At 66.3% G+C, this 19712-nt stretch carries 25 protein-coding genes; 6 read left to right on the plus strand and 19 right to left on the minus strand.

Annotation, left to right across the window (positions count from 1 at the left end; genetic code table 11):
- Nucleotides 1-408 precede the first annotated feature (408 nt).
- The 3 genes from PAM7066_RS16325 to msrP are packed head-to-tail and all read right to left on the minus strand — an operon-like array spanning nucleotide 409 to nucleotide 2725.
- Nucleotides 409-1203, minus strand: coding sequence for a histidine phosphatase family protein (locus PAM7066_RS16325; protein WP_139215038.1), 795 nt, complete (start codon nucleotides 1201-1203; stop codon nucleotides 409-411).
- Nucleotides 1204-1217: 14 nt separating this feature from the next.
- Nucleotides 1218-1826, minus strand: a complete 609-nt coding sequence (gene msrQ, locus PAM7066_RS16330) for a protein-methionine-sulfoxide reductase heme-binding subunit MsrQ (protein WP_085855292.1) — start codon at nucleotides 1824-1826, stop codon at nucleotides 1218-1220.
- Nucleotides 1826-2725 carry a protein-methionine-sulfoxide reductase catalytic subunit MsrP gene (gene msrP / locus PAM7066_RS16335; protein ID WP_085855293.1) on the minus strand — a complete coding sequence of 300 codons (900 nt, stop codon included), beginning with the start codon at nucleotides 2723-2725 and terminating at the stop codon, nucleotides 1826-1828. Before msrP ends, msrQ begins: the two co-directional genes overlap by 1 nt.
- 134 nt (nucleotides 2726-2859) lie before the next feature.
- On the opposite strand from msrP, the gene plsY reads away from it, so the two are divergent.
- A complete protein-coding gene (gene plsY, locus PAM7066_RS16340; RefSeq protein WP_085855294.1) occupies nucleotides 2860-3441 on the plus strand; it encodes a glycerol-3-phosphate 1-O-acyltransferase PlsY in 582 nt (193 codons plus the stop codon).
- Complete coding sequence (locus PAM7066_RS16345; RefSeq protein ID WP_085855295.1) at nucleotides 3438-3701, plus strand: hypothetical protein; 264 nt, start codon at nucleotides 3438-3440, stop codon at nucleotides 3699-3701. Before plsY ends, PAM7066_RS16345 begins: the two co-directional genes overlap by 4 nt.
- 21 nt (nucleotides 3702-3722) lie before the next feature.
- Here the strand turns inward: PAM7066_RS16345 and PAM7066_RS16350 are convergent, their stop codons facing one another.
- The 4 genes from PAM7066_RS16350 to PAM7066_RS16365 form a co-directional block, all read right to left on the minus strand.
- Complete coding sequence (locus PAM7066_RS16350) at nucleotides 3723-3983, minus strand: YMGG-like glycine zipper-containing protein (RefSeq protein WP_085855296.1); 261 nt, start codon at nucleotides 3981-3983, stop codon at nucleotides 3723-3725.
- A gap of 114 nt (nucleotides 3984-4097) precedes the next feature.
- Nucleotides 4098-5468, minus strand: a complete 1371-nt coding sequence (locus PAM7066_RS16355; RefSeq protein ID WP_085855297.1) for a glutamate--cysteine ligase — start codon at nucleotides 5466-5468, stop codon at nucleotides 4098-4100.
- A gap of 55 nt (nucleotides 5469-5523) precedes the next feature.
- Complete coding sequence (locus PAM7066_RS16360; RefSeq protein WP_085855298.1) at nucleotides 5524-6033, minus strand: hypothetical protein; 510 nt, start codon at nucleotides 6031-6033, stop codon at nucleotides 5524-5526.
- Nucleotides 6030-6752 (minus strand): 16S rRNA (uracil(1498)-N(3))-methyltransferase, encoded by a 723-nt coding sequence (locus tag PAM7066_RS16365; RefSeq protein ID WP_085855299.1) that lies wholly within the window; start codon nucleotides 6750-6752, stop codon nucleotides 6030-6032. Before PAM7066_RS16365 ends, PAM7066_RS16360 begins: the two co-directional genes overlap by 4 nt.
- Here PAM7066_RS16365 and ubiA point away from each other — a divergent pair.
- The 3 genes from ubiA to PAM7066_RS16380 are packed head-to-tail and all read left to right on the plus strand — an operon-like array spanning nucleotide 6751 to nucleotide 10003.
- A complete protein-coding gene (ubiA, locus tag PAM7066_RS16370) occupies nucleotides 6751-7725 on the plus strand; it encodes a 4-hydroxybenzoate octaprenyltransferase (RefSeq protein WP_085855300.1) in 975 nt (324 codons plus the stop codon). The genes PAM7066_RS16365 and ubiA overlap by 2 nt on opposite strands.
- A 59-nt stretch (nucleotides 7726-7784) precedes the next feature.
- Nucleotides 7785-9680, plus strand: a complete 1896-nt coding sequence (locus PAM7066_RS16375; RefSeq protein ID WP_085855301.1) for an OmpA family protein — start codon at nucleotides 7785-7787, stop codon at nucleotides 9678-9680.
- Entirely contained in the window at nucleotides 9677-10003 is a 327-nt protein-coding gene (locus tag PAM7066_RS16380) for a hypothetical protein (RefSeq protein WP_085855302.1), read from the plus strand. Before PAM7066_RS16375 ends, PAM7066_RS16380 begins: the two co-directional genes overlap by 4 nt.
- A gap of 23 nt (nucleotides 10004-10026) precedes the next feature.
- Here the strand turns inward: PAM7066_RS16380 and PAM7066_RS16385 are convergent, their stop codons facing one another.
- The 9 genes from PAM7066_RS16385 to PAM7066_RS16425 form a co-directional block, all read right to left on the minus strand.
- Complete coding sequence (locus PAM7066_RS16385; protein ID WP_085855303.1) at nucleotides 10027-10467, minus strand: molybdenum cofactor biosynthesis protein MoaE; 441 nt, start codon at nucleotides 10465-10467, stop codon at nucleotides 10027-10029.
- A complete protein-coding gene (gene moaD / locus PAM7066_RS16390; RefSeq protein WP_085855304.1) occupies nucleotides 10467-10718 on the minus strand; it encodes a molybdopterin converting factor subunit 1 in 252 nt (83 codons plus the stop codon). Before moaD ends, PAM7066_RS16385 begins: the two co-directional genes overlap by 1 nt.
- Nucleotides 10715-11380, minus strand: coding sequence for a CDP-diacylglycerol--glycerol-3-phosphate 3-phosphatidyltransferase (pgsA, locus tag PAM7066_RS16395; protein WP_085855305.1), 666 nt, complete (start codon nucleotides 11378-11380; stop codon nucleotides 10715-10717). The genes moaD and pgsA overlap by 4 nt, the downstream gene beginning before the upstream one ends.
- Nucleotides 11381-11460: 80 nt before the next feature.
- Nucleotides 11461-12504: a TonB family protein gene (locus PAM7066_RS16400; RefSeq protein ID WP_085855306.1), complete on the minus strand. Its 1044-nt coding sequence runs from the start codon at nucleotides 12502-12504 to the stop codon at nucleotides 11461-11463.
- Entirely contained in the window at nucleotides 12501-12887 is a 387-nt protein-coding gene (locus PAM7066_RS16405) for an ExbD/TolR family protein (protein ID WP_085855307.1), read from the minus strand. The genes PAM7066_RS16400 and PAM7066_RS16405 overlap by 4 nt, the downstream gene beginning before the upstream one ends.
- Nucleotides 12887-13273 carry a biopolymer transporter ExbD gene (locus PAM7066_RS16410; RefSeq protein WP_245749731.1) on the minus strand — a complete coding sequence of 129 codons (387 nt, stop codon included), beginning with the start codon at nucleotides 13271-13273 and terminating at the stop codon, nucleotides 12887-12889. The genes PAM7066_RS16405 and PAM7066_RS16410 overlap by 1 nt, the downstream gene beginning before the upstream one ends.
- A complete protein-coding gene (locus PAM7066_RS16415) occupies nucleotides 13266-13925 on the minus strand; it encodes a MotA/TolQ/ExbB proton channel family protein (protein ID WP_085855309.1) in 660 nt (219 codons plus the stop codon). Before PAM7066_RS16415 ends, PAM7066_RS16410 begins: the two co-directional genes overlap by 8 nt.
- Complete coding sequence (locus PAM7066_RS16420) at nucleotides 13922-14371, minus strand: hypothetical protein (RefSeq protein WP_085855310.1); 450 nt, start codon at nucleotides 14369-14371, stop codon at nucleotides 13922-13924. Before PAM7066_RS16420 ends, PAM7066_RS16415 begins: the two co-directional genes overlap by 4 nt.
- A gap of 138 nt (nucleotides 14372-14509) precedes the next feature.
- Nucleotides 14510-14821 carry an esterase-like activity of phytase family protein gene (locus PAM7066_RS16425; RefSeq protein ID WP_176237574.1) on the minus strand — a complete coding sequence of 104 codons (312 nt, stop codon included), beginning with the start codon at nucleotides 14819-14821 and terminating at the stop codon, nucleotides 14510-14512.
- Nucleotides 14822-15224: 403 nt separating this feature from the next.
- Here PAM7066_RS16425 and PAM7066_RS16435 point away from each other — a divergent pair, with 403 nt between their 5' ends.
- Nucleotides 15225-15860 carry a class I SAM-dependent methyltransferase gene (locus PAM7066_RS16435; RefSeq protein WP_176237575.1) on the plus strand — a complete coding sequence of 212 codons (636 nt, stop codon included), beginning with the start codon at nucleotides 15225-15227 and terminating at the stop codon, nucleotides 15858-15860.
- A 9-nt stretch (nucleotides 15861-15869) separates the two neighbouring features.
- Here the strand turns inward: PAM7066_RS16435 and uvrC are convergent, their stop codons facing one another.
- From uvrC to PAM7066_RS16450, 3 genes are all read right to left on the minus strand, one after another.
- Nucleotides 15870-17729: an excinuclease ABC subunit UvrC gene (gene uvrC / locus PAM7066_RS16440; protein WP_085855314.1), complete on the minus strand. Its 1860-nt coding sequence runs from the start codon at nucleotides 17727-17729 to the stop codon at nucleotides 15870-15872.
- A gap of 274 nt (nucleotides 17730-18003) precedes the next feature.
- Complete coding sequence (locus PAM7066_RS16445; protein ID WP_085855315.1) at nucleotides 18004-18780, minus strand: SDR family oxidoreductase; 777 nt, start codon at nucleotides 18778-18780, stop codon at nucleotides 18004-18006.
- Nucleotides 18777-19712: a calcium/sodium antiporter gene (locus PAM7066_RS16450; RefSeq protein ID WP_085855316.1), complete on the minus strand. Its 936-nt coding sequence runs from the start codon at nucleotides 19710-19712 to the stop codon at nucleotides 18777-18779. The genes PAM7066_RS16445 and PAM7066_RS16450 overlap by 4 nt, the downstream gene beginning before the upstream one ends.

Consider the following 19712-nt stretch of genomic DNA (forward strand, 5'->3'; position numbering starts at 1 on the left):
CGTTCCGATGTCAACCAGTTGATTTCCGGTCTCTTTCGGTCGTCCCCTCCGCCCCGTCTGGCGTCCCGTAAGCGCCTCAGCGCCGCCGGTGAAGCGCTATCTACGGATCACAACTCACACCCGCAAGGGCTCTTCTTAGCAAAAATGAAAGTTTTTCGACGAAGACAGATCGTTGCTCAGGATGTGGTGCTTCGCGCCATTTTCAGCACAAGAACGTCGTCGCAGAAGCTTTGTTCGAACCATCTCGGTCGTGTCGCTCCACGACGGGTGCTTCAGGCGTCTCGGCCATACCGGGAATCGCCCCGACTCATCGAGGTGGAAACGCAAAAGGCGGGGTTCCCCCCCGCCTTCTACATCCCGAACAACCGCTCCCATTCACATCCCGGCGCGTCCGGCCCCGGCCGAATCCTATTCGTCACTGGACGAATCCTCATCCTCGTCAAACGGCGCATCATCGTTGGCGATGGCGAAGTGCCCCACATCCGGCTCGGCCGTCTTCAAGCGGAGATAGCCGAGAACCCGGTTGTCTCGCTTTGGATCCACCACGAGGATCTCGCCCTCGTAAGCCGCAAACTCCGTCAGTTCCTGGATGTTGGTGAAGTGCGAGATCACCAGCATCGGCCCTTTCCCGTCTCCACCATCCCACGTCGACACGAGCTCGCGCAGGTTCGTCACGTTCGGCGCGCCCTGCAGCGACAGCAGAAGGTTCAGGTCCGCACTATCGGCCTTTGCGAAAGTCTCCCATATGCCGTCGTCGACCTGGTCGTACCCGGCCTGGAGCTGCTCGTAGGTCTGCTGGTTTCGGCACCATTGGCTGACGACCACGCGCCCGAACGTGATATCGTTGAACGCCAGCAGCGCGCCGAGGTCCCGCATGTCCTTGGCCCCCTGATCGGACAGGAGCCGCTGATTCTCGCAATCCGTCGGAGACACCTCCTTCTTGTCCAGTTTCGACCAGTCGGTCGGACCGTGGCGCATGAGGTAGACCACGTCGTCGCGCAGGAACATGTCGTCGAAGCTCTGGATCGGTTCGAATCGCAGGGCATTGTCGATCCGGCTCTTGTCGATGCCGCCGCCCGGCATCGGCACCGCCATCTCTCCAACGAACTGCGTGACCGGCTCGACGGCGTCAGGGCTTGGGGCGGGAACCGCCGCGCCGCCCGCAAAACTCAGAATCGCGGCGGCAAGCATTGCTCTATACATTCGGCATTTCCTTATCAGCCGGCGAACTCGCGCCGGATCGATGGTATGCGGGTGGCCAGGAGCCCCAGCACGATCGCCAGATAGACGAGCGGCTCGATCTCCCAGACCTTCTGCACCATCACGTAGTGGACCGCCCCCAACGCGCAAATCACGTATGTGAGCATATGGAGTCTGCGCCAGCGCATAGGGCCGAGGCGCCGGATCGAGAGATTGTTCGACGTAATCGCCACCGGCAGCAGCAGGACGAAGGCCGCCATGCCGATGGTGATGTAGGGGCGCTTCACGATGTCGGCCCACATCCGCGCAGGACTCTGCACATCCAGTACCGCCCAGGTCAGCAGGTGGCAGAGGACGTAGAAGAATGCGATCACTCCGATCGCCCGGCGGTGGGGCACCAGGTTTAGACCCGTCCACTTCCTGAACGGCGTGATCGCCAGAACGAGCACGAGCGCCTTCATCGCCAGATCGCCGAGCGCAAGCTCGAGCCCGTTGATTGGCTCGACGCCCAGCCCTCCGGTCAGCGCGAGGTAGAAGTACCACAGCGGCAAGAGGGCGCACGCAAAGTAGATCAACCAGCTTGGAACCTTCCGGATGGCCGCGTTCACCCGCTGGGTGCGGCTCATCAATAGTTGGTCTCCAGGTCCATGCCTTCGTAGAGTGCGGCCACCTCGTCGTAGCCGTTGAACAACTGCGTATCGACCCGGCTCGAGAACAAGCCCCCGCCGATCCGCCGCTCGGTTGCCTGGCTCCAGCGGGGATGATCCACGTTCGGGTTCACATTGGCGTAGAACCCGTATTCCTGGGGTCCGGACAGGTTCCATGTCGTCGGCGGCTGGCTGTCGGTCAACGTGATCCGCACGATCGACTTGATCGACTTGAAGCCGTATTTCCACGGCACCACGAGGCGCATCGGCGCGCCGTTCTGGTTCGGCAGCGGCTTGTCGTAAAGACCCGTCGCCATGATCGTCAGCGGATGCATCGCCTCGTCCATGCGCAGCCCCTCGACGTAAGGCCAGTCGAGGATCGGGTAATTCTGCCCCGGCATTTCTTCAGGGCGCATCAAGGTCTGGAAGGCGACGTGCGTGGCATCCGGCTTCGGCCCGGCCATCGCGATGAGATCGGCCAATTCGAACCCCTGCCACGGAATCACCATCGACCACGCCTCGACGCAGCGAAGCCGGTAGATCCGCTCTTCGATATCCATCTGGGACAGGATGTCCTCGAAGGCGTAGGAGCCGGGCTTGTCCACCATACCGTCGATCTCGACCGACCAGGGAGTGGTCGTCAGCTGCCCTGCATTTTCCTTCGGATCGGTCTTGCCCGTGCCGAACTCGTAGAAGTTGTTGTACGAGGTGATCTCGTCCCAAGTGTTCGGGTCGAGCGCCTCGGCGCTTGCTTGCGCGGGCCACGCGGCACCAGCAGCAAGCGCGCCGCCCGACGCAAGAAGCGTCCGGCGGTTCATGAAAACGGGCTTGGGCGTCACATCGCGACGCGAAAGATCGTTCGTCCAGCGGCGGGCCATGGGCACTCCTATCGGGCTACGGTTCGCAGAAATAGCGCTCGGCGGGGCTATCGCAAATCACACTACGATGACCTTCTGGACGGCGACCAGCCGTCGCGGCATGGTCCGCACAACAATCCAGGGGTGCCCCTTTCATGATCATTCTCTGCGCCGTTCTCGGCTATCTCGTGGGCTCGGTGCCCTTCGGCCTCGTCATCACGCGGGCTTTCGGGCTGGGAGATCTGCGGCAGATCGGGTCGGGAAACATCGGCGCGACGAACGTCTTGCGGACCGGCAGCAAACCGGCGGCGCTGCTCACCTTGATCTGTGACATCGGCAAGGGAGCGTTTGCGGTCGTCGTCGCCCGGTGGCTGATCGGCGACCTCGCGGCCCTCGCCGCGGGCGGAGGCGCCTTTATCGGGCACTGCTATCCGCTTTACCTCGGTTTCAAGGGCGGAAAAGGGGTCGCGACGTTCCTCGGCACGACGCTGGCCCTGACGTGGCCAGTGGGGCTATTGGTCTGCGCGACGTGGCTCGTGACGGCGGCGCTGACGCGCATCTCGTCGCTCTCGGCGCTGGTGGCGGCCGCCATGGCGCCGATCTGGGCGCTGTTCCTCGGACTTCCCTGGGCCGCGCTAACGATGGGGGTGATGGCGGTGTTCATCTTCCTGCGGCACCACGCAAACATCTCGCGGCTGCGCGCAGGAACGGAGCCGAAGATCGGCAAGAAGCCGTGAGAGACTTCCTCGCCGCCTTCGACCGGCTGCCGGTCGGGGCATTCACGGCGCAGTACGACGGACGCAGCTATAGGGCGATGCGCGCACAGTTTGCCGATGGAAAAAGCGAGAAGCTGGTGGCCGAGGAAGCCGGTGGTCCGGATTACATCAGCCTCAATCTCTATCGCCTGAGCGATGGCAGGGCGCTTCTGAAACCCTGCGAGATGCCCGAGGCGAAGGTGCGTGCGTTCGTGCTCGGGCTTCGGATCGGCGAGCCGTAGCCCACCGATCCTGCTGAGCGCTTACGGGCAGGCGGCGGTGTAACGCTGGCCCATCGAGTTCTCGTAGACGCAGTTGCCGTTGTTGTTGCGGCCGATGTAATTGCCGGCCGCGGCACCGACGGCACCGCCGATCAGCGCGCCCGCAACGCGGTCATCGTCGCCCGAGACGGCGGCGCCAGTGGCAGCGCCCAGCGCGGCGCCGGTCAGCGCGCCCTGGTTGTTCGTGGTCTGGCAGCCGGCCATCAGCGCGACGACGGGCAGAGCAAGCAGGATCTTCTTCATCAGGTATCTCCCAGTTAAACCTGAAGCAGAACCTACGTCGACAATTCGGCGCGTCCAGCGTCTTCACTGTCGCAATTGGCTATTTTCCGCCGTCAATCCCTGTGATTGCGGGTTTCAGTACGAAAATTCGCCGAAAACCCGTGTCACATCTTCGTTCCAGTCGCCGTCGAAACGCGCCATCAAGTCGTCGGCCGGCACGCTCCCGCTTTCCACGCTTTCCTTCAGGGCGTTCAAGAAGTGCGACTCGTCGGGAATCATGCCGCCGGCACCCGGCTTCGCACGCGCCCGCAGCCCGGCATCCGCAATCTCGACGCAGGTCGCGGCGAGTTGCTGCATGTCGATCCCCTCGACCTTCGCCTGCAACCCGTGGACCGACGCTTCGACCCGCAGCGCCTCGCGCTGCTCGGCCGTCCAGTCCTTCACGACATCCCAAGCGGCATCCAGCGACGTCTGGTCGTAGCAGATCCCGACCCAGAACGCCGGCAGCGCGCAGAGCCTGCGCCACGGCCCGCCATCCGCGCCCCGCATCTCGAGGAACTTCTTGATCCGCGCCTCGGGAAAGATCGTGGTCAGGTGGTCGGCCCAGTCCGACAGGGTCGGCTTCTCGCCCGGCAGCGCCGGAAGCTCGCCCTTCATGAAGTCGCGGAAGGACTGGCCCAGCGCGTCGACATATTTCCCGTCGCGATAGACAAAGTACATCGGCACATCGAGCGCGTAGTCCACCCACCGCTCGAACCCGAAGCCGTCCTCGAACACGAAGGGCAGCATCCCTGTCCGGTCCGCATCCAGGTCGCGCCAAACGCGCGAGCGCCAGGACTTGTGCCCGTTCGGCTTCCCTTCGAGGAACGGAGAGTTCGCGAAAAGCGCAGTCGCCACCGGCTGCAGCGCCAGCGCGACCCGCAGCTTCTGCACCATGTCGGACTCGGACGCGAAGTCGAGGTTCACCTGAACTGTACAGGTCCGACGCATCATCGTCAGGCCCATCGAGCCGACCTTCCGCATGTAGCCGTCCATCAGCTTGTAGCGGCCTTTGGGCATCAGGGGCATGTCGTCATGCGTCCAATGCGGCGCAGCGCCAAGCCCGATGAACCCCACGCCGATCCGGTCGGCCACGGCCTTCACCTGGGCCAGGTGGTCGTTCACCTCGTCGCAGGTCTCGTGGATGGTCTCGAGCGTCGCACCCGACAGCTCGAGCTGCCCGCCGGGTTCGAGCGAGATGTTGGCGCCGTCCTTCTCGAGGCCGATCAGGTGCCCGCCCTCTTCGACGGGGGTCCAGTCGAACTGGTCCCGGAGGCCCGAGAGCATCGCGTGGATCGAGCGCTCTCCCTCGTACGGAAGCGGTTTCAACGTGTCCTTGCAGTAGCCGAACTTCTCGTGCTCGGTCCCGATGCGCCACTGATCCTTGGGCTTGCAGCCCGCGGCGAGGTACTCCGCCAGTTGCTCGTGGCTTTCGACGGGGCCGCCGCCGGACTGGGGAATCGACATTGCTTCTCTCTCGCCGTGCTGTCGCCGTTGGACTTGGCCCCCGGCTATCTGGAAGTCAACTGAGCCGCTCAGGCGCACGCGTCCACAGCACCCGTGCGCCAGGTGAGGGGTCTCTCAGCGCCTCGACCGCGGCACCCTCATCGAACCCCGGAAGCGCGGAGAGCGCGTCGAACAAGGCCCCCGCCCCTTCGGCGTTCGCGGGAACGGCGATCCGACGCTCCTGCTCGTCGGCCAGGTGCCAGACCGGCGAGCCGCCGCCGCCGCGGTGAATCGCGACATTGGCCAGCGTGTCGGCCGAAACCGCGCCGCCGCCCGTCCCGGACAAGTAGGTGATCTGCCGCTCGGTCACGTTCACCACGCCGGCTCCGCCGCCGTCGCGCGGGCGGCGCAGGCGCACCATCGCCTCACGCAGGATCGCCGCCCCGCCGATCGCGACGACCACACCGACCCAGCGCATCACGCCATAGGACCCGACCGCCCACCAAAGCCCGACCGAAACGGCCCCGAGCCCCACGGCGGCCTCGCGCCACCTGAGGATCTGAGCGAGCGCGTCGCCGCGGATCATGCCCAGTCTCCAAGCGCCTGCTGCCACAGCGTCAAGGCCGCCACCGTCGCGGTATCGGCACGCAGGATCCGCGGCCCGAGGCTGACCGGATGAGCCACCTCAAGCCGCTGCAACCGGGCGCGTTCCTGCTCGGAAAACCCGCCCTCTGGCCCGATCAGGATCGCCCAGGGTCCAGGCGGCAGGTCGGAAAGCACATCCGCCACTCCGGCAAGACCCTCGTCGCAGAACAGGATGCGCCGCGTCTCGTCCCAGCCGTCCAGCAGGTCCGACAGCTTCACGGCATCGGCGACATCGGGAACGTAGTTGCCACCGCATTGCTCGGCCGCCTCGACGGCATGGGCCTGCAGCCGGTCCTGCCGGATACGCTCGGCATTGGTGAACTCGGTCACCACGGGGCAGATCCGCGCGGCACCCAACTCGACGGCCTTCTCGACGATGAAATCCGTCCGCTGCTTCTTGATCGGTGCGAACAGCAGCCAGACATCCGGTGCATCCCGCTGCGGCGCGATCTGCTCCACACAGGCAAGCACTCCGGCCTTCTTGCGCGCCTCGATCACCTCGGCGCGCCACGTCCCGTCGCGACCGTTGAACGCCTCGATCACCTCGCCCTCGCTCCGGCGCATGACCCCGAAGAGATAATGCGCCTGTGCCTGGTTCAGCGGGACGGTTTGCGCCGGACCAAGCGGATGCTCTACAAAGAGGCGGATCGTCGAGGGCATGCAGAGGAGTCCAATCGTGGCGGAAGCAGAGGCGACGAAAGGCCAGGTAGCCGACGCCGTCAAGGGCAACTGGGTCGATCACCTCGCCCCGCCCGCGACACGACCCTACCTGCGCCTGTCGCGGGCTGATCGGCCCATCGGAACGTGGCTGCTGCTGTTGCCCTGCTGGTGGGGTCTGCTGCTCGCGGCCGCCGCCGACAGCCGGTTCGGACTGCAGGGGCTGTGGATCGCGGCTGGCTGCGCGCTTGGAGCGTTCCTCATGCGGGGGGCGGGCTGCACCTGGAACGACATCACCGACCGCGAGATCGACGCCAGCGTCGCGCGCACCCGGTCCCGCCCGATCCCCTCGGGCGCAGTCTCGCCCAAACAGGCCCTCGCCTGGCTGGTCGCGCAATCCCTGGTGGCTTTCTGCATCCTCCTGACCTTCAACCTGAACGCCATCCTGCTGGGCGTCCTGTCGCTGCTGCCCGTCGCGGTCTATCCCTTCGCCAAGCGCTTCACCTGGTGGCCGCAAGTCTTTCTGGGCCTCGCCTTCAACTGGGGCGCGCTTCTGGCGTGGACGGCGATGCATGGCGCGCTCGCGTGGCCGGCGGTGGTCCTCTACCTCGCCGGGATCGCATGGACGCTCTTCTACGACACGATCTATGCCTACCAGGACGCCGAGGACGACGTGCTGATCGGGGTAAAGTCCACCGCCCGCCTGTTCGGAGACCGCCCGAAGCCCTGGCTGCGCGGCTTTATGGTGGCGGCCTGCCTGCTGATGACCGTGGCGGTCGTGCTTGCGCTCGCCGACACGAACATCCTGACTCTCGTCCTGGCCCTCGGGGCGCCGTGGGCCATGGGCTGGCACATGGCCTGGCAGCTTTCGCGGTTCGACCACGAAGACACGCAGACGTGTCTCAACCTCTTCCGCGCAAACCGCGATACGGGGCTTCTGGCTGCGCTGTTTCTCGCTCTTGCGATGCTCGCCTGATGGACGCGAAACAAGCCGCCGGATAGACGAACAGCACCGAAACGACGCCGAAGGCCCCCATGCGCTCGAAACCTCTCTTGCCCGTCGCCGTGACCTTCACCCTCGCCGCCGCCCTCTGCATCGGGGCCGCAAGCCTGACGGTGACCCAGATCGAAGCACGGTCGGTTCGGGCCATAGACGAGGCTCTGGGGGACGCCGGAATCGACTGGGCCACCGTCTCGGCCGACGGGCTGACGATCGACATGGCGGGCACCGCGCCCGACGAGGCTGCACGGTTCCGCGCCCTGAGCGTGGCGGGGCAGATCGTCGAAGGCACACGCGTGCAGGACCGGATGGATGTCGCACAACGCCAGCAGATCGCTGCGCCCCGATTTTCCATCGAGGTCCTGCGCGCCGAGGACGGGATCAGCCTGATCGGGCTCGTCCCGGCCGAGATGGATCGCCTCGCCTTCCTCGAAAGGATCGCCCGGCACGCCTTCAATACCCCGATCACCGACCTGCTTCAGACGGCAAGCTATCCCGCGCCCGAGGCGTGGGACGAAGCGCTCGACTTCGGTATCGAAGCGCTGGCCCGTTCCGAAAAGGCCAAGATTTCGATCGATGCGGATCAGGTCGAAGTCGTGACCATGGCCCAGGACGCCGAGGCGCGTCGCGCGCTCGAGGATACGCTGAACGACCTCGCACCCGACGGCGTCGAGGTCGCGCTGAACATCACCGCACCGCGCCCGGTGATCGCGCCGTTCATCCTGCGGCTGACCCGGCAGGGCGAGACGAGCCGTTTCGACGCCTGTTCTGCGAGCACCGAAGAAGGGCGCGCGCGTATCCTCGACGCGGCCGAGCCGCTCGGGATCGACGGGGCGCGGTGCCAGATCGGTCTTGGTGTGCCCTCGCCCGAGTGGGCGGATGTGGCCACAGAAGCGATGCGGGCGATGCAGCGCGTGCCCGAGGGGACGCTCACGATCAGCGATCTTGCGATACGCATCGACGCCGCCGCCGGCACCGAGGACTTCGGCCGGACCGTCGCCGCCCTGCGGGCAGGGTTGCCCCCGGAATTCTCGCTGACCGCCCTCGAAGCCGATGCCGAAGCGGTCGAGCCCGACGCAGGCCCGGCCGAGTTCACCGCCACGCGCAGCCCCGAAGGCGCCGTGCAACTGAGCGGTCGGGTAGGCGATGCGCTCGACCGGGCGACCGTGGCGAGCTACGGGCGCGCGCTGTTCGGCGGCGACCAGGTGAATGACGGCTTCGCACCCGAGGAAGAGGTGCCTGCGGGCTGGACGCCGCGCCTGCTGGCCGGGCTCGACGCGCTGTCCGTCCTGAACAACGGCGCCATCCGCGTGACCGAGGAGTCGCTTAGCGTCACCGGGGTGAGCGGATCACAGGACGGCTCGTCCCTGATCGCGGGGCGCCTGTCGAGCCGTCTCGGCGACGATGCGCGCTACGAGATCGAGGTGTCGTATGACGAGCGTCTGGACGCCTCGCTCGGGTTGCCGACGCCCGAGGAATGCGTCGCTGAAATCAACAACATCCTTCAGACGCGCCAGATCACCTTCGACCCCGGTTCGGCCACCATCGACCCGGCATCGCGCGACAGCGTGCGCGGCGTGGCCGAGATCCTCGGCAAATGCGAGAGCGTCCCGATGGAGGTCGGCGGCTATACCGACAGCCAGGGCCGTGAAGAGATGAACCGCCAACTCAGCCAGGAACGCGCCGAGGCCGTTCTGGCCGCCCTTCTGGCGCTGCGCGTGCCCGTCAGCACCCTCACCGCCATGGGCTATGGCGAGGAAAGCCCGATCGCCGACAACGACACGCCCGAAGGGCGCGAGGCGAACCGACGTATTGAATTCAAGCTCCTGTCGGGCGAAGAAGAGGCGGCGACGCCCGACGACGCATCCGCCGAGGATGCGGCCGAAGTCGTCGAGGACGAACAGGAAGACGAGGCCGGGACCGCCGAATGAACCGCACCGAATTCGTCATCGCGACGGCCGTGATCCTGTTCGTCGCGTTCATGCTCGGGTGGTTTGCCAACTGGCTCGTCCATCGCCTCACGCGGGTCAGCCAGGCCGATCTGGGAGAGCTCGACCGGATGGCCCAGATGGTCCACGAGGCCGAAGAAAGCCGCGACCAGGCAATCGCCTACCTGCAAGAGCGCGAAGGCGAGATGATGCACCAGTTGCATTCGGCCGAGGCCGAGCTGCGCGCCGCCATGGACGGGCTGCACCATGCCCGCGCCGAAGCCGAAGAGCTGCGCGACTACATCGAGCAGTCGAACGCGACCTGAGCTTCGGTCCCGAATTCCCCAAACTACCAGCGGTCGAGGGCGTCCTCGTCCTCGGCCTTGGCCTCGACCCAGGCCTCGCCCGCGGACGTCACTTCCTTCTTCCAGAAGGGTGCGCGGGATTTGAGGTAATCCATCAGGAACTCGGCCGCCGCGAAGGCGTCGGCGCGATGCGGCGCGGCGGTGGCGACCATCATGATGGGCGCGCCGGGCGCGAGGCGACCGTAGCGATGTATGACCAGCGCGTCTGACAGCGACCAGCGGCGGATGGCTTCGGATGCAATGCCCTCGATCGCCGTGGTCGTCATGCCGGGATAGTGCTCGATCTCGAGGTGGCTCAGATCGCCGGTATCGTCGCGGACGAGGCCCGAGAAGGTCACGACGGCGCCGGCATCGCGGCGCCCATGGGCGAACCCGGCCAGTTCGCCGCCCATGTCAAAGGGCTCTTCCTGGACCCGGACCTGCATCAGCCGCCCGTCATCGGGGGAAAGAACGCGACCTCGCGGGCACCCGCCAGGGGCGCGTCGAAATCGGTCAACTGCTGGTCCACGGCCACGCGCAATGCGGTTGGATCGGCGAAGGCAGCCTCGTATCTTGCCTCGCGCGCCGTGAGTTCTGCGACGAGGTCGGCAACGGTTTCGGCCTGGGTCTCGACCCGCTCGCGCGGCAGGCCGATGCGTTCGCGGACCCACGCGAAGTAAAGGACATCGACGCTCATGCCGGATCCTTCAGGAAAGGCAGCGCCTTGCGGAAGTAGTCCCAGCCGGTGATCAGCGTCAGCGCCGCCGCGATCCAAAGAAGCGTCACGCCCAGCACTCCGGCGATGTCTCGCAGCTGGGCAAGCCAGAGCAGCCCGACCTCGTCCGCGATCTGGCCGTTCAGGATGCCTTGCGTGGTCGCCTCATCCATCCCGGCAGAGCGGTCGAGCATGTGGTAAAGGAAGATGTCGCGCGAAAAGAGCACCGCGATCGCGACCATCTGCGCCGTCGTCTTCCACTTGGCGAGCTTGGTCACCGACAGGAGCTTGGCCTGAGCCCCCAGGAATTCGCGCAGGCCCGAGACGAAGACCTCGCGGAAGACGATGAAGGTCGCGGGCAGCACCAGCCAGGGCGACATCGACGAATATCCGACGATCACCAGCAGCGCGATGATGACCATGGCCTTGTCGGCGATAGGGTCGAGCATGGCGCCGAAGCGGCTTTCCTGTTTCCAGGATCGGGCGATGAAGCCGTCGATCCAGTCGGTCGCCGCCGCCGCCACGAAGAGCAGCAAGGCGAACCAGTCGGCCCAGGGCCGCGTGAAGTAAAGGAAAGCGACCGCGACGCCGGGGGCGGCGAGCAATCGCAGGACGGTCAGGATGTTGGGCAGGTTCCAGCGCATGGACGTGACATAAGGCTCGGGCCGGGGCCGGAAAGCCCCGAAGTACCGGGATCACGGCCATGAGAGGGAACGCGGACCGCTCAGCGGCCCGCGATGGTGATGGAAAAACTGCGCTGCGCGCCCGGCGGAGGTGCCGGGAACGGGGCGGCCCGACGGACAAGTTGCACCGCCGCCCGGTCCAGCGCGGCAGAGCCCGAAGAGCGCGCGATGCCGACATTGGCCAGCCCGCCCGATCCGGCGACCGCGAAGGATATCACGGCACTGCCGGCCGCACGGACCGAGGGGCGCGGCACGCGAGACAGGCGGCTCATGACTTGCCCGGGATAGTTCGACGCGGCCGCGTTGCCGGCCTGGCTCGCCTGGCGCTGGCCGGTCGCGCCGCTGGCGTTGCCGCCGGTATCCTGCTGCGATCCGGCGCGTTCGGACCGATCGGAGTTGCCCTGCTGCGTCGCCGTCGGCTGGGCTTGCGCCTGCCGCGTGGGCGTCGGCTGTTGCCGCTGTGGCTCGGGCTGCGGGGGCGGGTCGGGGCGGCGGTGTCTAGCCTCGAACGCTTCGCTCCGGGTCGGAGGGCGTCGCGACGACACGACCACCCCGGGAGGAAGCTCTTCGCCCGTGATCGTCTCGGGCCGCGAAGGTTCGACCGGCTCGGGCGGGGCGGCCTGGACCGGCGCGACAGGGTCCGGAGCATCGGCAGTGACGACATCGGGCATCGCCGGAAGCGTCGGGTCGGCCGTTTGAACCGGGACCGCCTGCACAGGCGTCGGTGGTGTCGGCGCTTCCTGCGGCACGGCCTCGGTCGGCTCGGCGGGCTGGGCCGGCGTGGGATCGGTCGGTTGGGCATCGCTGGTCGGCTCGGGCGGCGTGGCTTCGACCGGCTCCGTCGGTTCGGCTGCCTCGGTCGGCTCGACCGGGTCCGCCGCCTGCACGGTCTCGGTCGGCTCGGCCACCTCGGTGCCCGCGGCGAGGTCGGCAAAGCTCGACCCCAGCTGCGAGGGCGCTGCCGAGCCTCCGCCGGCAATCTCGACCGGGGCGGACCTGACGCCCATCACGAGGCCTGCGGCCAATGCCATGACCGACAGGGCCGTCGCCGTGGTCTTGGCCCGGATCGAGGACGGGATCGTCATTCGAGGCCCCTCTCGGTCACGATGCGGATGCTTTCGGCGCCGGCGCCGCGCAGTTCGGCGGCAATCCCCACCAGCGTTCTGGCGTCCAATTCGCGATCGGGAACGATGCGGATCGCCTCGCGCATTTCCTCGGGCAAGGTCCCGGCGAAGGCGGTGGCTGATTGAACCGGCTCGCCGTGAAATTCCATCGTGCCGTCGGCCCGAATGATGAGCGTGTCGGGCGGCGCCCGCCCCTCGAGCTCGGCGGTCCGCACGAGCGACAGGTCGCTCGCCAACGGCGGCGCGACCTGTCCGGCCACCAGGAAGAAGATGAGCATCAGGAACACGACGTTGATGAGCGCGATCGTGGGTTCCCCCCCCGATTTGCGAGGTTTGCGAGCCATCAGCTTCCCCCGAGCACCTGGGGCGCCACGTTCGGCACCCCGCGCAGCACGCCCAGAAGGTCGGTCAGCCGTTGCGCCGTCACCCCCTCGGCCAGCGAGACGAGCAGGGTGCGCGGAGTCTCATCCTCACCGGCATTTGCCAAGGCGTCGCCGAGGCCGTCCAGCGCGTAGCTGTCGCCGTTCAGGCTGACGTCGTCCTCGGCCAGCCGCAGGAACAGGGGCGCGGCGTCGGACGCTGCCCCGGTGCCGGCGGCCGCCGCGGCCAGCTCGACCTCCGCAAAACGGGTGAAGGTCGAGGTCAGCATGAAGAACAACAACAGCAGGAAGATCACGTCGATCAGCGACGTCAGCGACATGGCGCGCCGGCGGCGGCCCCGCCTAAGCATGCGCAGGCGTGGCGGTGCCGACGCGGTCGCTCGACTGCCCGCCCATCGGCGCATGAATGGTGGAGATCGCCCGCTCGGCCAGCACGCGCTCGCCGTCGAGACGGCTTTCGAACATCGACAGGATGGCCGAAGTCGGCATGGCGACGGCCAGACCCACCGCGGTCGTCAGCAGGGCCACCCAGATGCCGCCCGCAAGGATCGACGGATCGACCTGCGCCCCGGCGTCCTGCAGGGCCTGGAAGGCCTCGATCATGCCCAGAACGGTGCCGAAGAGGCCAATGAGCGGCGCAAGCTGCGCGACCATGTCGAGGAATCGCAGGCCCCGTTCGAGCTTGGCGAAGCGCGACTCTGCCTCGGCGGTCAAACGCGCCAATGTCTCGGGGCCCGGAGGGGCCGACACCGCCATGTCCACGACGGGCGCCAGGTACGAGCGCGAGCGGTCCAGCGAGCGGCGTGCCTCGGTCCGGTCACCCCGGTCCCATGCGGCGACGGCATCCCGAAGCGCACGGTGGCGGCCGACGCCAGCAGCGGTGAACTGCCAGAACTTGTAGAGCACCACGGCCAGCGTCACCACGGCGATCACCATCAGCAGCACGACGACCGGGCCGCCGATATCCGCGACCCGCGAGATCGGATCGAGCAACATGTTCATCCCAGAACCTCGATATCCGTACGGCTGTCGAGGATCAGGCCCGTGGTGCAGGCGGCGTCGCCCAACTCGCCGGCTTCGCAGGTACTTGCGCCGTTGAAGAGGATGCGGCCGAACCCGTCGCAGGCTTTGCCCGGGATCGTGAACTGGCGAACGCGCGGCCGGCCTTCGGGCAATTCGCCGAAGTCGAACAACGTCAGGCGCTCGACCTGGCCGTCCGTGTCGAAAAGCACCGTCTCGAACACGGCCTTGGCGATCTCGGCGTCGTGGCCGTTCTCGATCAGGAAGCTCATGGTGCAGCCGCCGGATTCCGCGGTTGTGGCGGCGTTCAATTCGATGGACAGGCCCGCGGGGGTGGCGGCGTCAACCTCCTCAGCGTCGTCCTGTGCCTGCGCCTGAGCGCCAAATGCAACCGCGAGCGCGGCCGCCGTGACGGTGAGTTTGAACATGTCTCGACTCTTCCTAGTGCCCGGATGGTTCCCCCTCTTCCACCGAAACGCAGGGTAGTCAACAAATTCAGTCAGGAAATATGACAGGAGGCTGGCAAGGGGCCAGGAGCCCGTAAAGTGGACGCCCGGCGCGGTCGATCACTCGGCGGCGAGGACGTCGGCAACGTTCAGCAGGTCGATGTAGGCGATCTTCTCGATTACACCGGCATCGTCCATCCGCTCGAGATTCACGAGGTAGATGCGCTTGAATGGGGCCGGGTTGTCCGGGAATTTGGCCGTGCCCTGCCCGCCGTCACGCTCGATGATCAGCGCGCGTGCGCCTTCTATGATGTTGAAGGCGCCGATGGCGTGAGAGGCATCCTCGATGCAGGTAGTAGCGCACCGTAACGGACCATTCTGCGGTGTTCGCTCGGTCGCGACGACTTGTTGGACGACGCCCTTGGCGCTCACCTGGATCAGGTAGGCCGAACTCGTCGCCGGGCCAACAGGTGACACCCACAGGCTGGATCAATTCGGTGTCGAAATCAGCGACGGTCAGGTAGCGGGTGTCCGTTGCCTCGTCGACGATCGGGAAGGGCACGACGCGGTTCGGGTCCGCCAGGAACGTCGTCTCGCGCTCGGCGACTGCGCCGCCCTCCCAGTCCAGCGTCAAATGGAACATCAGCAACGCGTCGCCCGAGTTGTTCTTGGCGCCGAAGCCGTTGTCGGTGAGGGCGAGGGAAGAGGAAGAGGTCAGCTGGGCGAAGTTTGGATGACGGTCGAACGAAAGCTCCCGTTAAGGCCGGGGTGATATGACGTGCGCCACGGTGATGGATGAGACTTTCAGCCCATGACAGCAGCGGCGGCAATGCAGATGCCCACGACCGAAGATACCGGCACGATCGCGTGGTATGATCGCAACGCGGATCTCTATGCCGAGACACATGCTCGCGGCGGAGCGGACGCGGACCTCGCGGCGTTCATCGCGCTGATCACGCCCGAGCGCGGGCCGATCCTCGACTGGGGATCAGGTCCCGGCAATACTGCGGCCATTCTCGCGTCGAGGGGCTTCGTCGCCGACGCGACCGATGCATCGCCGCGCATGGCCGAGCTTGCAGCGGGGATGGGCATTCGTACCAGGCTCGAACCGTTCGACGCCCTCGCCCCGATCCCGAAATACCAGGGGGTCTGGTCCAATTTCGGCCTTCAGCATGTGCCGATAGAACACCTCCCCGACCTCGTGGGCCTTGCCAATGCGGCGCTCCTGCCGAACGGCGTTCTGCATCTGGGGCTGACCACGGGCCGCGAACGGATGGGTTTCGCCGAGGGAACATGGCGCGACGATGCCGGCGTGCTGTCGACTCATGTCGCGCCCGAAACCGCGGCTCGGATCGTCCAAAATGCGGGGCTGATCCTGCTGGCGCAGCGCGTCGGATCTTTCCGCATGATCGTCACCGGCGAGATGGCCTTCTTCACCATCATTCTTGCTCGCAAGCCGGCCGAAGGCTGAACCGAGACCCTAACCTCGCTCGTGGAAATGATCGTAGATCTTCTCGGCCAGCCCCGCGCTGATTCCGTCGACGGCCTTCAGGTCGGCCAGAGCCGCGCGTCCCACCGCCTTGGCCGACCCGAAATGGGACAGCAAGGCACGCTTGCGGGTGGCGCCGACGCCCTCGATCTCGTCCAGCGGGTTCGCGCCCATGGACTTGGCGCGCTTGGCCCGGTGGGTGCCAATCGCAAACCGGTGCGCCTCGTCGCGCATCCGTTGAACGAAGTAGAGCACCGGGTCGTTGTGGCGCAGCGCGAAAGGGCGGTGGCCGGTCCGGTGGAACTCTTCCTTGCCCGCATCCCGGTCCAGGCCCTTGGCGACCCCGACCATGGCGATGTCCTCAACCCCCATCTCCTTCATGATCGACCGAACCGCGCTGACCTGCCCCGCGCCGCCGTCGATCAGCAGAAGGTCGGGCCACATGCCCTTCTCGCGCTCGGGGTCTTCCTTCAGCAACCGCTTGAAGCGGCGCTTCAGCACCTCTTTCATCATGCCGAAATCGTCGCCGGGCGTCAGGTCGTCGCCGCGGATGTTGAACTTGCGGTACTGGCTTTTCAGGAAACCTTCGGACCCCGCCACGATCATCGCGCCGACAGCGTTCGTGCCCTGGATGTGGCTGTTGTCGTAAACCTCGATCCGCTCGGGGCGGCTGTCGAGGTCGAACGCCTCGGCCAGACCGTCGAGCAGCTTTCCTTGCGTCGCCGTCTCGCTCATCTTCCGCGCCAGCGACTCGCGGGCGTTGCGCAGGGCGCCTGCGACGAGGTCCTTCTTCTCGCCGCGCAGGGGGACGAGGATCTGCACCTTTCGGCCCGCCTTTTGCGACAGGGCGCTCTCCATCAGCTCGGTCTCTTCGATGTCGTCCGAGAGAAGAAGCATCCGCGGCGGCTCCTTGTTCTCGTAGAACTGGCCGACGAAGCCGGCGAGAATTTCGGCCGGTTCGGCGCCCGAGCCGGTCTTGGGATAGTAGTCCCGGTTGCCCCAGTTCTGGTTCGCGCGGATGAAGAACACCTGCACGCAGGCCTGTCCTCCTTCCGCATGCAGCGCGATCACGTCGGCCTCGGACACGCCCGCAGGGTTGATGCCCTGGGTGCCCTGCACATGGGTCAGCGCCCGGATGCGGTCGCGCATGGCGGCGGCGCGCTCGAACTCCATCTCGGCGCTGGCCTTCTCCATCTCGGCGGCGAGCTGGCTTTGCACCTTGGTGGTGCGGCCCTGCAGGAAATCCTCGGCGTCCTTCACGCTTGAGGCGTAGTCGGCTTCCGAGATGTGGCCGACGCAGGGGCCCGAGCAGCGCTTGATCTGGTACAGCAGGCAGGGGCGCGTCCGCCCCTCAAACATGGAATCCGAGCAATTGCGCAGCAGGAATACCTTCTGCAGCTGGTTCAGTGTCCGGTTCACCGCCCCGGCGCTGGCGAAGGGGCCGTAATAGCTGCCCTTCTCCGACTTCGCGCCGCGATGCTTGCGGATCATCGGATAGGCGTGGTCCTTCGTCACCAGGATGTTCGGGAAGGACTTGTCGTCGCGAAGAAGCACGTTGTAGCGGGGCTTCAGCTGCTTGATCAGGTTCTGCTCGAGCAGCAGCGCCTCGGTCTCGGTCTTGGTCGTGAGGAACATCATCGACGCGGTTTCCGAGATCATCCGCGCGATCCGGGGCGAGTGCTGCGGCGACGGACGCGAGTAGTTCGACACGCGCGCCTTCAGGTTGCGCGCCTTGCCGACGTAAAGCACCTCCTGCATCTCGCCCAGCATCCGGTAGACGCCCGGCGAGCCGTCGAGCGTCTTGAGGTAGGACTGGATGCAGGCATGTCCGCGAAGGGGCGCGTCGCTCATCGGATCACATCACGTTGGGAAACAGGCGGAAAATATGGGGTGCGGGGGCCAGTGAAAACCCCTCCCCACATTCTGGGGATAAGTCTGTGGGGAACCACCGGGAAAATGGAAAATTTCATTGCGCCTCCGCCATTTGGGCGGTTTGCCCAAAATTTGCGCATCCATTCAAATCACTGATTTTACATCATTAATCAGAACCTGCGTCATGGAAGTGTCAAATTGCCCGCCTAGGCGACAGAATCATGACGGGCGTGGAGAAGTGACGCAGGGGCAGCTATTCTACGCCCAGAACATCGGGCGTTCTCCAGCCCAGGTGCTGGCCGCCATCCACGCAAAGCAGCTGTCCCGTGACCCCCGGCGCATCGAGGAAGTAGCTCAGCGCCGCGCAGATCTCGTCGGGGTTGGCGCCCCGCTTCAGAACCGTGTTCGCTCGCTGCCGAGTGAAGTGCTCGGCGGACTGACGGGTGCCCTGCAGCGTCGGCCCGGGACCGATGGCATTGACCCGGATGGCGGGGGCGAGGGCCTGAGCGGCGGTCTTCGTGAAGGCCCACAGCCCCATCTTGGCGATGGTATAGGTCATGAACTCGGGCGTGAGCTTCTGGACCCGCTGATCCACCATGTTGACCACGAGCGCATGGGCCACGGGCTCGCCGGCCTCGTCCGTCCCGGCCTCGGGGGCTTGTTCGGCGAAGGCCTGCGTCAGCACGAAGGGCGCGCGAAGGTTCGAGCCGATGTGCCTGTCCCAGCTATCTTTCGTGGCGGAGCGAATCGTGTCGTATTCGAAGATCGACGCGTTGTTGATCAGGACCGTCAGCGGTCCGTCCAGCGCGTCGGCGGCCCGACCGATCAGTGCCGCGGTCGCAGCCTCGTCCAGCAGGTCGGCCTGGAGCGGGACTCCCCTGCGACCCACGGAGGCAAGGTCCGCGGCGACCGCCTCGGCCCCGTCGGCAGAGCTGTTGTAGTGTACCGCGACGTCATGGCCGCGCGACCCCAGGTACAGTGCCATGGCGCGCCCCAGCCGCGCGCCGCCGCCAGTGACGAGAGCCCTCATGGCGCAACCACCCACCACATGTAGAAGGCGTAGAGCAGGCACAGCCCGGCGCCCACGAGGCGCCCCATCTTCAGTCTGGTGAAGATGAACGGCGCGAGCACGACCGACGCGCCCAGCATCACCCACAGGTCGAGCCGCAGGAAGGACGGGCCGACCGGGATCTCTCCGAACAAGGCAGCGACGCCGATGATCGCCAGCAGGTTGAACAGGTTCGAACCCAGCACATTGCCTAGCGCCACGTCCGCCTGATCCTTGCGCGCGGCGGCCAGCGTGGTGGCAAGCTCGGGCAGGGACGTCCCCAGCGCCACCAGCGTCAGGCCGATCACCGCCTCGGAAATGCCCATGGCCATGGCGATCTCGCGCGCGCTGTCGATCAGGACGTGCGCGCCGATCGGCAGCCCGATGAGCCCTACGACCAGGAAGAACAGGATGCGCGGCCAGCCCAGGTTGGCATCGGCGCCCTCGAGATCCTCGGGACGGACGCGCGACCTCATGCCCTCGCGGAACTGGTCGGTCAGGATGACCGCCAGCACCGCCAACAGGACCAGCCCGGTCATCCAGTTGAACGGAGCCGCGACCAGCGCCAGAACGATGAAGAGGACGGTGGCCGCCATCATCACCAGGTAGCTTTTCTGGACCGAAACCTGCGACGTATCGAACATGTAGAACAGTGCCGGCAGGCCGAGGACCAGCAGCACGTTCGCGGTGTTGGACCCGACCACGTTGCCCAGCGCGATTCCCGGCACGTCCGACAGCACCGCATCGACCGAGATCAGCATTTCGGGTGCCGAGGTCCCGAAGGCCACCACCGTCAGCGACACGACGAAGGCAGGGATGCCGACGCGCAGCGACAGGTTGACCGCGCCTTTCACCAGCGCGTTGCCGGCGATCAGAAGGATCACCAGGCCGACAATGGCGAGCAGGAAGTTCAT

Origin of the sequence: Palleronia marisminoris (assembly GCF_900172315.1) — a bacterium.
Lineage (GTDB): Bacteria > Pseudomonadota > Alphaproteobacteria > Rhodobacterales > Rhodobacteraceae > Palleronia > Palleronia marisminoris.

Coding starts and splice junctions, on each gene's coding strand:
- PAM7066_RS16325 (WP_139215038.1), bottom strand. CDS start 1,203: ATGTATAGAGCAATGCTTGCCGCCGCGATTCTGAGTTTTGCGGGCGGC.
- msrQ (WP_085855292.1), bottom strand. CDS start 1,826: ATGAGCCGCACCCAGCGGGTGAACGCGGCCATCCGGAAGGTTCCAAGC.
- msrP (WP_085855293.1), bottom strand. CDS start 2,725: ATGGCCCGCCGCTGGACGAACGATCTTTCGCGTCGCGATGTGACGCCC.
- plsY (WP_085855294.1), top strand. CDS start 2,860: ATGATCATTCTCTGCGCCGTTCTCGGCTATCTCGTGGGCTCGGTGCCC.
- PAM7066_RS16350 (WP_085855296.1), bottom strand. CDS start 3,983: ATGAAGAAGATCCTGCTTGCTCTGCCCGTCGTCGCGCTGATGGCCGGC.
- PAM7066_RS16355 (WP_085855297.1), bottom strand. CDS start 5,468: ATGTCGATTCCCCAGTCCGGCGGCGGCCCCGTCGAAAGCCACGAGCAA.
- PAM7066_RS16360 (WP_085855298.1), bottom strand. CDS start 6,033: ATGATCCGCGGCGACGCGCTCGCTCAGATCCTCAGGTGGCGCGAGGCC.
- ubiA (WP_085855300.1), top strand. CDS start 6,751: ATGCAGAGGAGTCCAATCGTGGCGGAAGCAGAGGCGACGAAAGGCCAG.
- PAM7066_RS16365 (WP_085855299.1), bottom strand. CDS start 6,752: ATGCCCTCGACGATCCGCCTCTTTGTAGAGCATCCGCTTGGTCCGGCG.
- PAM7066_RS16375 (WP_085855301.1), top strand. CDS start 7,785: ATGCGCTCGAAACCTCTCTTGCCCGTCGCCGTGACCTTCACCCTCGCC.
- PAM7066_RS16380 (WP_085855302.1), top strand. CDS start 9,677: ATGAACCGCACCGAATTCGTCATCGCGACGGCCGTGATCCTGTTCGTC.
- PAM7066_RS16385 (WP_085855303.1), bottom strand. CDS start 10,467: ATGCAGGTCCGGGTCCAGGAAGAGCCCTTTGACATGGGCGGCGAACTG.
- moaD (WP_085855304.1), bottom strand. CDS start 10,718: ATGAGCGTCGATGTCCTTTACTTCGCGTGGGTCCGCGAACGCATCGGC.
- pgsA (WP_085855305.1), bottom strand. CDS start 11,380: ATGCGCTGGAACCTGCCCAACATCCTGACCGTCCTGCGATTGCTCGCC.
- PAM7066_RS16400 (WP_085855306.1), bottom strand. CDS start 12,504: ATGACGATCCCGTCCTCGATCCGGGCCAAGACCACGGCGACGGCCCTG.
- PAM7066_RS16405 (WP_085855307.1), bottom strand. CDS start 12,887: ATGGCTCGCAAACCTCGCAAATCGGGGGGGGAACCCACGATCGCGCTC.
- PAM7066_RS16410 (WP_245749731.1), bottom strand. CDS start 13,273: ATGCTTAGGCGGGGCCGCCGCCGGCGCGCCATGTCGCTGACGTCGCTG.
- PAM7066_RS16415 (WP_085855309.1), bottom strand. CDS start 13,925: ATGAACATGTTGCTCGATCCGATCTCGCGGGTCGCGGATATCGGCGGC.
- PAM7066_RS16420 (WP_085855310.1), bottom strand. CDS start 14,371: ATGTTCAAACTCACCGTCACGGCGGCCGCGCTCGCGGTTGCATTTGGC.
- PAM7066_RS16435 (WP_176237575.1), top strand. CDS start 15,225: ATGCCCACGACCGAAGATACCGGCACGATCGCGTGGTATGATCGCAAC.
- uvrC (WP_085855314.1), bottom strand. CDS start 17,729: ATGAGCGACGCGCCCCTTCGCGGACATGCCTGCATCCAGTCCTACCTC.
- PAM7066_RS16445 (WP_085855315.1), bottom strand. CDS start 18,780: ATGAGGGCTCTCGTCACTGGCGGCGGCGCGCGGCTGGGGCGCGCCATG.
- PAM7066_RS16450 (WP_085855316.1), bottom strand. CDS start 19,712: ATGAACTTCCTGCTCGCCATTGTCGGCCTGGTGATCCTTCTGATCGCC.